10 protein-coding genes are annotated in these 12,801 nt (G+C 29.8%); 7 read left to right on the forward strand and 3 right to left on the reverse strand.

The window, feature by feature from the left end; genetic code table 11:
• Positions 1–4 precede the first annotated feature (4 nt).
• Positions 5–502, forward strand: a complete 498-nt coding sequence (locus tag BMUR_RS13530; RefSeq protein WP_013115106.1) for a Spy/CpxP family protein refolding chaperone — start codon at positions 5–7, stop codon at positions 500–502.
• Between the two features lie 80 nt (positions 503–582).
• On the opposite strand, the gene BMUR_RS13535 is transcribed toward BMUR_RS13530, so the two are convergent.
• On the reverse strand, positions 583–2,898 hold the full coding sequence (locus tag BMUR_RS13535) for a ribonucleoside-diphosphate reductase subunit alpha (RefSeq protein ID WP_013115107.1): 2,316 nt from the start codon (positions 2,896–2,898) through the stop codon (positions 583–585).
• Positions 2,899–2,949: 51 nt separating this feature from the next.
• Positions 2,950–4,023, reverse strand: coding sequence for a ribonucleotide-diphosphate reductase subunit beta (locus BMUR_RS13540; protein WP_013115108.1), 1,074 nt, complete (start codon positions 4,021–4,023; stop codon positions 2,950–2,952).
• 556 nt (positions 4,024–4,579) lie between these two features.
• Between BMUR_RS13540 and BMUR_RS13545 the strand changes: the two genes are divergently transcribed.
• From BMUR_RS13545 to epsC, 5 genes are all read left to right on the forward strand, one after another.
• A complete protein-coding gene (locus tag BMUR_RS13545) occupies positions 4,580–6,019 on the forward strand; it encodes an aminoacyl-histidine dipeptidase (RefSeq protein ID WP_013115109.1) in 1,440 nt (479 codons plus the stop codon).
• Positions 6,020–6,095: 76 nt separating this feature from the next.
• Positions 6,096–8,030 (forward strand): OPT family oligopeptide transporter, encoded by a 1,935-nt coding sequence (locus BMUR_RS13550; RefSeq protein WP_013115110.1) that lies wholly within the window; start codon positions 6,096–6,098, stop codon positions 8,028–8,030.
• 137 nt (positions 8,031–8,167) lie between these two features.
• The gene (locus BMUR_RS13555; protein ID WP_013115111.1) at positions 8,168–8,581 is read left to right on the forward strand and encodes a PqqD family peptide modification chaperone; all 414 of its coding nucleotides are present in this window, start codon (positions 8,168–8,170) and stop codon (positions 8,579–8,581) included.
• Between the two features lie 68 nt (positions 8,582–8,649).
• A complete protein-coding gene (locus tag BMUR_RS13560; RefSeq protein WP_013115112.1) occupies positions 8,650–9,573 on the forward strand; it encodes a PLP-dependent cysteine synthase family protein in 924 nt (307 codons plus the stop codon).
• A 10-nt stretch (positions 9,574–9,583) separates the two neighbouring features.
• Positions 9,584–10,306, forward strand: coding sequence for a serine O-acetyltransferase EpsC (gene epsC / locus BMUR_RS13565; protein WP_013115113.1), 723 nt, complete (start codon positions 9,584–9,586; stop codon positions 10,304–10,306).
• A gap of 59 nt (positions 10,307–10,365) precedes the next feature.
• Here the strand turns inward: epsC and BMUR_RS13570 are convergent, their stop codons facing one another.
• Positions 10,366–11,037 (reverse strand): hypothetical protein, encoded by a 672-nt coding sequence (locus BMUR_RS13570; protein ID WP_013115114.1) that lies wholly within the window; start codon positions 11,035–11,037, stop codon positions 10,366–10,368.
• Positions 11,038–11,263: 226 nt separating this feature from the next.
• On the opposite strand from BMUR_RS13570, the gene BMUR_RS13575 reads away from it, so the two are divergent.
• Positions 11,264–12,664 (forward strand): sialidase family protein, encoded by a 1,401-nt coding sequence (locus BMUR_RS13575; RefSeq protein ID WP_244833463.1) that lies wholly within the window; start codon positions 11,264–11,266, stop codon positions 12,662–12,664.
• The last annotated feature ends 137 nt before the right edge of the window (positions 12,665–12,801 follow it).

The raw sequence follows: 12,801 nt of genomic DNA on the forward strand, positions 1-12,801 counted from the left end.
ATCAATGAAAACAAAAATATTATTAACAACACTTATTATAACTTTAATGTCATCTATGGTTTTTGCCCAAGTACCTCCTCCAGATCCTGGTGCTGGTGATAGAAGAAGATATGAAGCTGCCCCAAGAGAAAGAGAACCTAGAGTCAGAGAAGCAAGACCTAGAGCCCCTAAAGGTGATATATACAGGATGTGCAGAAATGCCGGTATATATCTATCTGATGAACAGATTAATCAAATTAGTTCCATTAATTATGAATATGAACTAAAAATTAATGATCTAGAATATCAGAAAAGAAATATAGATTACAAGTTAAAAATGGAGAGAGAAAAAATAGATATAGATTTAAACTTGGTAAAAGATTTAATTAATCAAAAGAAAGACTTAGAAAAAGAAATAGACTATCTTAGAGTAGAAAAAGATGTTTCTATGCTTGATGTTTTAACAGATGAACAATTACAGCAGTTAAACACATATAGAATGAGATATTACTATTACAGATAATATAATTACATAAAATATAATATACGAGGTTAAAAAGAGGCAGTATTAACTGCCTCTTCTTTTTTATATAATAAATATCATTATGTGCATGACTCACAAACTTCTTCTAGTTCAAAGTTGGATTTAGGAGTTTTCATGTAGTATAATGTTTTAAGTCCCAAATCCATAGCATATTGAATATCGTCCCAAAGCTCTTTAGCAGAATCGGGTTTTACATAATAAAGATTTAATGACTGAGACTGATCTATATATCTTTGTCTTACAGCAGCAAGCTCTATAATAGTTTTAGCAGGTATAGCCCAGCATCTTTCATAGTATGCTCTGTTATTTTTTATGTTAGGCACTAAACTAGGGAGAGTTTGTATACCTTCTTCTACAAAGTATAAATCTACTATAGGCTCTATTGATTCTGTTGCGGATACGCTTTTACCTGATGTAGCAGTTGGTGCTATGGCTCCATGAAATGAAAAACGTACTCCGCTTGTTTTTATTTCTTCTGCAAGTTTATCCCATTTTTCTTTATCTAATGAAACATTAAGTTTATCGCTTTTATTTAATAATGAGATATGAAAAGGAGTAAGTCCGTCTTTCCATTTTGATTCATTAAATGTTTTATACGGTCCTCTTTCTTTTGCGAGTAGGTTTGAAGCTTGGTATATATGATAATATAAATCATCAAATACTTTGTTTGTAAACTCCAAAGCCTCTCTGTCAGTATATTTTAATTTATTAGAGGCAAGAAGATTGGCATAATTTATAACACCTATACCGATAGGTCTGTTTTTCTTATTTGCTATCTCACCCTCTTTAACTGGATAAAACTGAGTATCTATTATATTATCGCAGCCTCTTAAAAGAGTATAGCAGAATGATTTTTTCTTTTCTTCATCAAAGTTTACCCAAGACATTAAGTTTATAGATACCAAATTACATATGCCTATTTCGCCGCTCTTTTTTCTTTGTATGATTTCATATTCTCCTTCCTCATTTATGACATATTTTTCATCTATAAGTTTTGAAGGATATGATGGTATAACAATTTCCTGACAAAGATTAGAAGCTCCTACAAATTTATTAACCATATTTTGTTCATTGATATTATCTACGAATGTTAAATATAAATTTCCAGTTTCCTGTCTTACCTTTAATATTTGAAACAGTAAATCTTTAGCTTTAATTTTCTTTTTTCTTATAGAAGATTTACTTTCATAATACATATAAGCAACATTAAATTTTTCACCATATTCTTCATTAAGAAGAGGAGTTTCTTTAGGGTCAAATAATGTTACATATCCATCTTTATTAACACGTTCTCTGAATATATTACTTATCCTAATAGAATAAACTAATTTTCTAGCTCTGGTATCCTCAGTTCCGCCAGCATCTTTAAGCATAATTAGGTCTAATACATCTAAATGCCACCAAGGAAAAGTAATAACGCAGGCTCCTTTGCGTACTCCTCCCTGATTAAATGATGATATAGTTTGTTCTACTCTTTTAATAAAAGGTATAGGTCCGTCAGAGCGTCCCCTATTAGTTTGTATTGTAGAGCCTGAAGCACGTATATATGAAGCATCATAAGCAATACCGCCTGAAAACTTTGAGTATAATGCCATATTTCCGTCAGTTTGATTCAAACTCCAAGTATCATCATCTGGAGTATTTAATATACAGCTTGCTAATTGTGCTTTTATAGTCATACTGTTTGCTATTCTTGGTGTTGCAAATGTAACTTCATGTCTTGAAAGCATATCATAAGTTTTTTTTATGTATTTTAATCTTTCAGCTTTACTTATTTCAAGTTTATCTTTATTTTCACCTTTATAATAATCATTATAAAAAGAAAACATAGCAGCAGTCATATATGTTATTTGAGGAAGTTCTAATTTTTTATTACCTATATTTTTGCAGTATTTTTTATAAAATATAGCCAAGCCTTTATATGTGAAAAGCAAATCTCTATTGGGATCTATCATAGAGTTAATTTTATCGAGTTCTTTATCAGAAAATAATTTTACTATATCTTTATCGTATATTTTGTATTTTATTCCTTTTTTTAGGAAATTTTTTATATGAGGATATGAACCGATTTTTTTAAGCCCGCAGGTTTCTTTATATATTTTCATTAAATATAGTTTCTCTGCTATAGTATCATATACAGGATAAAGAGGACTTATCATATTAACAGCAGTATTAATAAGCTCATCATATAATACCTCTATTTTCATTTTGTCATTTATTTTAATATTTAGCCCTTCCAAAAGCTGATTTGTAAAAGCTTCTATTCCTCCAGTAGCCCAATTAGTAACTTTTCTCAATTTTTCTTCATTAAAAGGTTCTTCTCTCCCGTCCCTTTTTATAATGATGTGCTTTTTATCTTTTGTAAGTTCTACCATAATTTTTTTCCCATTAGTTTTGCTATTAACTATAATAAATATAAATTGATATTATAAATCGTTTTTTAATGCCCCTTTTTGATATGAGGTATTAGTAGTTTCCTGCAAAGCTGCATTTTGCTTATTTATATCTCTATAGCTGTTAAACCAATCTATTATATCAGATTTCTTCTCAGATAAATATTCGGTTTCTACATCTATATCTTTTAATCTTATGCCTGCCCAATATTTAATAAAATGCTCGCTTACAGATGAGTTAATGCCTGAAACTTCTTTACCGTCAAATAGGTACTTAGCCCATTTTATCTCTTCATTAACTGTATATTCTGTCATTGCTCTCGCTGTATCATAAAACCAGCCGTTTTTAAATAGGTGAGAAAATCCCTGATGAGCTTCTTTTCTTAATATTGTCATTAAATTTTTACCAGTAGGTACATGAACATTAAGTTCATCATGTGCTATTAGTTTAATAGTTTTTGTAAATCCCGCTATTGCATTATCATAACTATTATTTATTGTGAAAGTTACAAGAAAAGAGAATGGAAATTTTATACCTTCAAGTAAATATATTCCTATTAATAGTTTTAATACGGCTTGTTTTTTTTCATCTAGTGAAGCATTAGAGTTTTCAAGATTGCATAGTTCATCAACATTTCCGAATAATTCAACTTCTTTTTCCATTCTATGCTTTACAAACTCATCATTATATACTAAATCTAATGTCTCGCTTGCCTGATGTCCGAAAACTTCAGAAAGCCCATATGAATAACTTTCTGCATGTATATTTTCCTCTATAGCTATTCTAGCATAAAGTATTGACCATATGGAACTAGTTACTATTCTGTTTAGTATAGATGAAAATCCGCTAGTAACCCCGCTGTCCATTAAAGTTTGATATGCTATATTAAGTTTGAAAGCCCTTTGAGCATCTTCTGGAAGTGAAGAAAATCTAGTTTTATCTGATTTGTAGTCTACTTCTTTAGAAAACCAAGTATTGCCTTCGCTTGCCTCCTTCAATTTTCTGGCTATTTCATGGCTTACAGAATCAATTCTTATATAATGTCCAAAATCACCAAAAAATATTTTTTCGCTTTCTGGCTTTTTATCTATATCTATTACCTTCATAATTCCCTCATGAATTTTTATACGTATTTTGATTAGTTATTCTAATTTTCTTTTTTATATTTGTCAAGGAGTTTTTATTATTATAAATAGAATTATTTTTATATAAAAAAGCATATATATATTATATTTGTTTCAAAAGTACTTGACAATATTAAGTATTAAAATTAAAAAATTATAAATATGCAGTTTTTTTACATATATGTGCTGCAAAAGAAGTTGGTCTGAGAACTCACTTATAATTTAAAAAATACTAAAAATTAAAACAGTATAATTGTATTTTATTTAGTTATTAAACAACTCTATTAAAACTATTATTGACTGCATATTTATATTGTGATAAAATAGAACAATTAAATCTTATTTATGAATTATTTATATAATATAGGATTTTGAATAGTTGTATTAAAAGTATTAATTAATAGAAGTCAATATTAAAGAAAAGTATTTTTTATGATATATAGCTTTATATATCATAATTTAACAATGGCATGATATTATTGTTTTATAGTATTATATTAGATGTTTAATAAATTATTAATAATTTTAAGGAGTTTTTATGTGTTTAAGTAATTTTGACAGTCTTGATTCTAAAGAGGTTTTCAGGTGGTTTTCTGAACTTAGTAAAATACCTAGAGAATCTGGACATGAAAAAGAAGTAAGTGATTTTCTAGTAAAGTTTGCTAAAGATAGAGGGCTTGAAGTTTATCAGGATAAGGAAAATAATGTGATTATGAAGAAGAAAGCTTCAAGCGGATTTGAAAATGTTAAACCTGTTATAATACAGGGACATATGGATATGGTTTGTGAAAAAACAAAAGAATCTAAACATGATTTTAGAAAAGACCCTATAGAACTTATAGTTGAAGGCGATATTTTAAGAGCTAATGATACCACTTTGGGAGGCGATGACGGTATTGCTGTAGCTATGGGGCTTGCTTTGTTTGATTCTAAAGATATACCTCATCCTGCTTTGGAATTATTAATTACAACTGCTGAAGAAACAGGTATGGACGGAGCTTCTGCTGTTACTGCTGAACATTTAGATGGTAAAACATTAATCAATATAGACGGAGAAGAAGAAGGGATATTTTTGGTAAGCTGTGCCGGAGGGCTTAATACATTGGTATCTTTTGATATAAAAAAAGAAGCAAACAGTAATGATGCATTAAAAATTGAAGTTTCTGGTCTTAAAGGCGGACATTCTGGTATAGAAATTAATAATCAAAGAGCTAATGCTATTAAAGTGCTGGGAAGACTTTTATATGCTGTGAAAGATGATATAAATATAGCCTGTATAGAAGGAGGTGCTAAACATAATGCTATAGCAAAACATGCTGATGCTGTTATTACTGCTAAAGATACTGGAAAAGTACAAAAAATAATAGAATATATTTCAAATAATATAAAAGCTGAATACAGAGTAGAAGATCCGGATATGAAAATAATAGTATCAAAAGCTGATAATGTAAAAGAATGTTATAGCAAAGAATTGAGCAGTAATGTTATAGATTTTATTATGCTTTCTCCAGATGGGGTGCTTTATATGAGCAGAGATATTGACGGATTAGTTCAAACAAGTGCTAATAACGGTGTATTAAAAGAAGAAAATAATAAGTTAATTTTTACAATATCAATAAGAAGTTCAATATCAAGTTCATCAAATGAAATAGCTCTAAGAGTAGAGGCAGCTGCTAAAAGAACAAATGCCGATTATCAAAGAACAAGCGAATATCCTGCTTGGGAATATGATGCTAATTCTAAAGTAAAAGATATAGCTCTTAATGCATATAAAAAAATTACTGGAAAAGATGCTAAAATAGAGGCAATACATGCAGGCTTGGAATGCGGAATATTAAAGAAACCTTTAGCTGATGTTGATATGATTAGTATGGGACCTAATATATATGATGTTCATACTCCTAAAGAGCATTTAAGTATATCTTCAGTTGATAGAATGTGGAAAGTTTTAAAAGAACTAATTATAAATATAAAATAATTATTTTTTATTTTAATTTATCTCTAAAATTATTATTTATGAAAATTACTGCAAAAATAATTTTTAAGGAAATATTATGTCAGATTTAAACAAAGAGGCTAGAAAGTTATCAAAAGATGCTTACGGAGGTATAAAAGGGGAGGATTATATACCATTTATTCCATCAACTGTAGTTATGCCGGAGATGACAGGATACTCAATAATATTAGGTATTTTGTTTGCTGTCCTTTTTGCAGCTGCTAATACTTATTTAGGTCTTAAAGTGGGACTTACAATATCTGCTGGTATACCGGGTGCTATACTTGCAACAGGTTTATTTAAAGCCATTTTCAAAAGAAATAATATTCTTGAAGCAAACTTTACTGCATCATTGGCAGCGGTAGGAGAATCAATAGCAGGAGGTATTATATTTATACTTCCTGCTTTAATATTATTTGGAATGGGTCTTTCTATGCTTACTGTTATTATAGTTACTATAGTAGGCGGTTTTATGGGGTGTTATTTTATTACGCCAGTTAGAAAATATTTAATAGTAGAAGAGCATGGAAGTTTGATTTATCCTGAAGCTATGGCACAGTCAGAAGTATTGGTTATAGGAAGTGAGGGCGGTAAAGGTTTTAAATATATGATAACAGGTATAGCAACTGGAATGCTTTATAAACTGTTTTCAGGCGGATTTGGATTTTGGAAAGAGAGTGCAACTTATATAATAAAGCCTTATGAAAAAACTATGCTTGGTATAGATACATTAGCCTCACTTTTAGGAGTAGGTTTTATTATAGGGCTTGAAACATCATCTCTCATGTTTGCAGGAGGTATTGTTGCATGGCTTGGACTTATACCTTTGATAAAATACTTTGGAAACTTTATACCTACAGCAGTTTTTCCTTCATCTGTACCTATAATTGATATGTCAGCTCAGGAAGTTTGGGGAAGCTATATAAGATATATTGGGGCAGGTGCCGTTGCTATGGGAGGATTTATTTCTTTGGCTAGATCTATGCCTACAATTATTAGTTCTTTTAGAAAATCTTTAGCAGGTATGTTGGAAGGCGAACATGGCTCTTCTAAAAAGGCAGATAGAATAAATCAGGATGCACCTATTATATGGCTTATAGCGGCAGCTGTATTTGGATTTTTAGCTACTTGGCTTATACCTAGTATTGGAGGCGGAATAATAGGCGGTATATTGGCTGTAATATTTTGTTTTTTCTTTGCTGTTGTATCTGCAAGAATGGTTGGCGTTATAGGGGCTAGTAATAATCCAGTTTCTGGTATGACTATAGCTACACTTTTAATAGTGGCTACAATATTTAAATTAACAGGTAATGTAGGCGATGATGGTATAAGAATGTCTCTTTTAGTATGCGGTATAGTATGTGTTTCTACTGCTGTTGCTGGCGGTGTTGCTCAGTCATTAAAGGCTTCATATATTATAGGCGGAACACCTAAAAAAATTCAATTTGGTATGTTTATAGCATTAGGTATTGCTTCTATAGGTGCTGGTGCCACTGTTATACTTATGCAAAACGCTTATGGTATAGGTTCTGATGCAGTTCCAGCTCCTCAGGCTACTTTAATGAAACTTATAGTTGAAGGTATAATGACAGCCCAGCTTCCTTGGACTTTGGTTATAATAGGGGCTGCTATTGCAATATTTTGTGCTATAGCAAAACTTCCTATACTTGCTGTTGCTTTAGGACTTTATTTGCCTATTACATTAAGTACTGCTATATTTATAGGCGGAATTGTAAGAAAGTTAGTAGAAATAAAGTTTAAAGACAATGAAGAAGGTAAAAATGAGGCTTCAGAAAAAGGTATACTGCTTGCTTCCGGGTTGGTGGCTGGAGATGCTATAGTAGGTATATTTATAGGTATAATGGCGGCATTGAATATTTCTATAAATTTCGGAGCAAAAATAGTTCCTCAAAGCAATTTAATAACATTTATTATATTTGCTTTATTCTGTGCTTGGGTATACAAATATACCACTTCTAAAGATAAAAAATAATTATAATACTCAATTCATAAAAAGTCATAATGCTTTACTTTTTGGTATTGCATTATGATTTTTTTATATATTTTTAATATTGTTAATAGTAATTTATTATTTTTTTGATATAATATAAGTATTAGAGAGAAAATTATATGGATGAAAAAAAAGATAATATATTAGAAAGTTTTTTTAAAGAAAAAGATGAGCATAATTTTGTACTTTATGTTCCAGAGATAATTCATAATAATTGGAAAATTAATGATAATGGGAAGGTACTTCTTATATTAGAAACTAATAACCCTATAACAAAAATTTCTGCTTGGCTTTTAAAAAAGAAAATTAATAAAGATATAGAGTTTGATGAGCTTTCAACCTCTGCTTGGCTTAGTATAGACGGAGAGAGATGTATATTTGAAATAGCAAGACTTCAGAAGGCAAAAACTGATGACAGCTTTAAAGATGCTCTTATAAGGCTTATACGCTTTATGCATTATATACAAAATAGAGGGTGGATAAAGTATAAAAAAGTAAAAAGTAAAGAAGATGTTGATATAAGCAAAGTTTAGTTTATAGGTATTGTTTTTATTAAGATATTAATATATATTAGATGTATATATTATTTTGGAGATTAAATATGGTATATAACAGCATACTTGATTTAATAGGAAATACTCCTATATTGAGACTAAGTAATATAGAATCAAAATTTAATTTAAATAAAAATGTAGAATTATACGGAAAAGTTGAAAAGAGTAATCCAGCAGGTTCTATAAAGGATAGAGCTGTAAAGCAAATAATATTAGATTTATTTAAAGATGGCAAACTAAAAGAAGGTTCTACAATAATAGAGCCGACATCTGGTAATACTGGAATTGCTATGGCTGCTATTGGAAGATATTTGAAGCTTAATGTTATAATAGTTATGCCTTCATCTATGTCTGAAGAGAGAAGAAAACTTATAAGAGATTATGGAGCTAAACTAGAATTAGTTGACGGAGGAATGGATGCGGCAGTTGAAAGGGCCAATCAATTAAATAAAAAAATACCTGATTCCGTAATACCGGGTCAGTTTGTTAATGAGTCTAATGTTATGGCACATTATCTTACAACAGCACCTGAAATATTTAGAGATATAATTAATTTGGATTATATATTTGCAGGTATAGGTACTGGCGGTACTATAACAGGTATTGGACAGTATGTAAGAGATAATAAAAAAAATACAAAAGTTATTGGAGTAGAGCCGGAATCTTCCCCGCTTTTAACTAAAGGACGTGCTGCTCCTCATAAGATACAGGGTATAGGTGCTAATTTTGTACCTCAAATTTTGGATTTGAGTGTAGTAACAAAGATAATAGATGTATCAAATGATAATGCCGTAAATACAGCTAGAGAAATTTGTTTTAATGAGGGTTTATATGTAGGAATATCATCTGGAGCTAGTGTTTATGCAGCTATTCATTTGTCTAAAGAATTGGAAGAAACTGATAAGTCAGATAAAAAAATAAAAATGCTTTGTATTCTGCCTGATACAGGTGAGAGATATTCTTGGAATTAAGGATATATTTATGAAATTAAAAACTTTTAATGAACTTCCTAGTCAAAAAGATATAAAAGATATTGTTAAACTTATTAGAGATTATGCTTTCCCTAATTTTTTTAGAGAGAGTCCTAATAAAGATATTGTAAAGAAGAGTATAGCAAAACTTTATATGAATATAGTTACTAATGATTCTTATTTACTTGATTTTATAGAGCAGCTTGATGATATTACATTGAGTTTGCAGAAAGATTTAGAGTTTTTTTATCAGTCTGATCCTGCTTCAAAATCTTATGATGAAATAGTATTAACTTATCCCGGATTTAGAGCTATTTTTCATTATAGAATAGCACATATATTTTATAATCAAAATGAGTATTTAGTAGCGAGAACTATATCAGAATTCGCCCATTCAAAAACTGGTATAGATATTCACCCGGGTGCTTCTATAGGGGATTATTTCTTTATAGATCATGGTACTGGAATTGTTATAGGAGAAACTACTGTTATAGGTCATCATGTTAAAATATATCAGGGTGTAACTTTAGGGGCATTATCTTTAACTAATGGAAGAAGTTTGGAAGGACAAAAAAGACACCCTACAGTTTGTGATTATGTTACTATATATGCTAATGCTTCTATATTTGGAGGCAATACTGTTATAGGAGAAAATGCTATAATTGGTGCTAACTGTATAGTTTTAGAGTCAGTTGAGGAAAACAAAAGACTTACGCTTAATAATGATATGTAAATAAGATTTAAATAAAGCCTGAATTTTATTTGAATTTAGGCTTTATTTAGATTTTGTTATCAGAATTTAGGTCCGTATCTGTATCCTAATTGTAGACCTATATCTATATTGCCGAATGTTTCATCTTTAACTACATTTAAATATTCACTTGTCTGTGCCCAGTAATTTCCAAAGTCATATCCTATATAAAATCCTAGATTTATTGCAGAATCTATACCTACAACAAAAGAATAATCAAAAGTTCCTCTAATATAAAGTCTTGCATATGTATCATGTTTTATTTCAATATTACCTATTTCAGCAGTATAATATATTGAGTTTGGGGTAAGCGTTATTTTATATCCTATATTTAATCCTATTGAGCATGAGTAAAAATTAAATTTAGGCATTATTCCAAAATAAAAATCATTATCAATAAATTTATACCGTACTGTATTATTAAATTTAGAATATTTAGTTTCTGTATAACTATATCCAATTACAGCTAATAGGCTAATTCCCATTCTCTCTTTTATTTGAAACATATATCCTAGATTTGCTTCAATACCTCCCTGAAAATTTACATTACCTTTAGGATTTCCTTTAAGTTCGATATTCTTATGAATTATGGTAATACCCATACCTATAGGAACATTAACTATTGCCTCAAAACCGCCTTTTACTTCTGTAAATGTTGTTTTACATATTGTTATAAGTAATATTATTAATATAAATATTCTTTTCTTTATCATATATGCTCCAATAAAATTATTAATATTAACTATATAATACTAATAATTTTCAAATTATAGTCAATAAAAAAAATATTTTTAAAAAATACTTTACTTATTGTTCTTTTTTGTTATTTTTAAATTACTTATTTATAAAAAAATAGGTATTATATTTGTTTTATGGCGTATTAAAAATGAAAAAAAATATTTTATTTTGCTTATTTGTATTATTGTTGGTATTTTTATATTGACTGCTGTTTCATGTTCAAAAAGATTAAATCCTTTTAATCCAAGCATCAGTATAGATGGAAATGTGAGTGATGAAGATAATAATTCTGGCGGAGGCATAATAATATCTCCTATAGATCCTCCTATTAATCCGCCTATTGAACCAGATATTGATGAAGAAGAACCTGAATGGTTTTTACCTCCAGAAGAACAAATTAAGCCTTTTATGGAGCAGACTATAATTTTTAAAAGCGAAGTAAATAATAATAATCCAAATAGTCCTAAACATATATATAGAATACCCGGCATAACAGTTTCAGAAAAAAACACAATAATAGCTGTTGCAGATTATAGGAAAAACAGCTATGAAGATGTTGGTTTTTCTGGTTCAAAAGCAATAGACATTGTTGTAAGGAGAAGTACTGATGGAGGAATAAATTGGGGACCTGAAATAACTATACCGCCTATAGCTTCTGATAACAAAACTGCTCATGGGGATTCTTTATTCTTTTCATGTGCTAATGGTGATTTAGTTGTTTTGTGTGCTGCTGGCGGTGCTTATAAAAAAGATCCTGGATTTGGCGGGTCTAAAATTATGGTATCAAGAAGTACAGATGATGGTCTCAGTTGGAGTGAGTGGGAGCTTGCTCAAGGAAATGTTAATAGTTTTGGACAGGGGGTATTGTCTGCTTATGACAGAGGATTTGCAGCTTCAGGTACTGGAGCAAGGCTATTTGATGGTACTTTGATGGGGGCTATGCTTGTAAATAAAGGAACTGGAAATAATACAGCAGCTGCTGCTGTTATAGTTTCTACTGATAATGGTCATACTTGGACAGTTAGAAGTGTAGCTAAAAGAAAATCAGGAACGCAAGATGAACCAAAAGTTGTTACTCAATTAAATGACGGAAGAATTTTATTATCTGTACGTTCAGGAGCATGGAATGCCAAAAATAAGCAGAGAGTATGGTTTAGATCTGTTGCTAATATTGGATCTTCTTGGGAAGAATTTGTTCCTACTGGTAATTTTTATGATGGAGCTTGTAATGCTGAAGGTATTTTGTTTACTTCTACCTTAGAGGGGTATGATAAGAATAGGCTTATACATTTAGCATTAGATTCTAATTCAGATAGAAGAAACCTAACTGCTTTTATAAGCTATGACGAAGGAGATTCTTGGAAAAAATTAAGAGTATTAAATTCTGGAAGAGCGGGATACTCTGCTTTGGCAAGATTAAGGGATGGAACAATAGTATCTTTAGCTGAAGAACAGGGCGGACAAGGACTTCCTACAACAGGTAAAGAGCTTTATAATATTGTTTTTAGAAGATTTAATTTAAGGTGGCTTACAGAAAATTTGTCTGAAAGTGAAAAAGATTTTTATACTCCTCCCGATAAAACTGTTTTTAGAAGATGGTAATTTAATACTATATAAAACTATAAAAAGAAAGGAGGTTATTTCCTTTCTTTTTTATTTGCAGATTTTATTTACATAATTTCATTGAAATAATTATAAATATAATGTACTATTATGTTAATTAAATTATGTTAATTATG

The sequence above is a fragment of the Brachyspira murdochii DSM 12563 genome (assembly GCF_000092845.1).
GTDB classification, from domain to species: Bacteria; Spirochaetota; Brachyspiria; order Brachyspirales; family Brachyspiraceae; genus Brachyspira; species Brachyspira murdochii.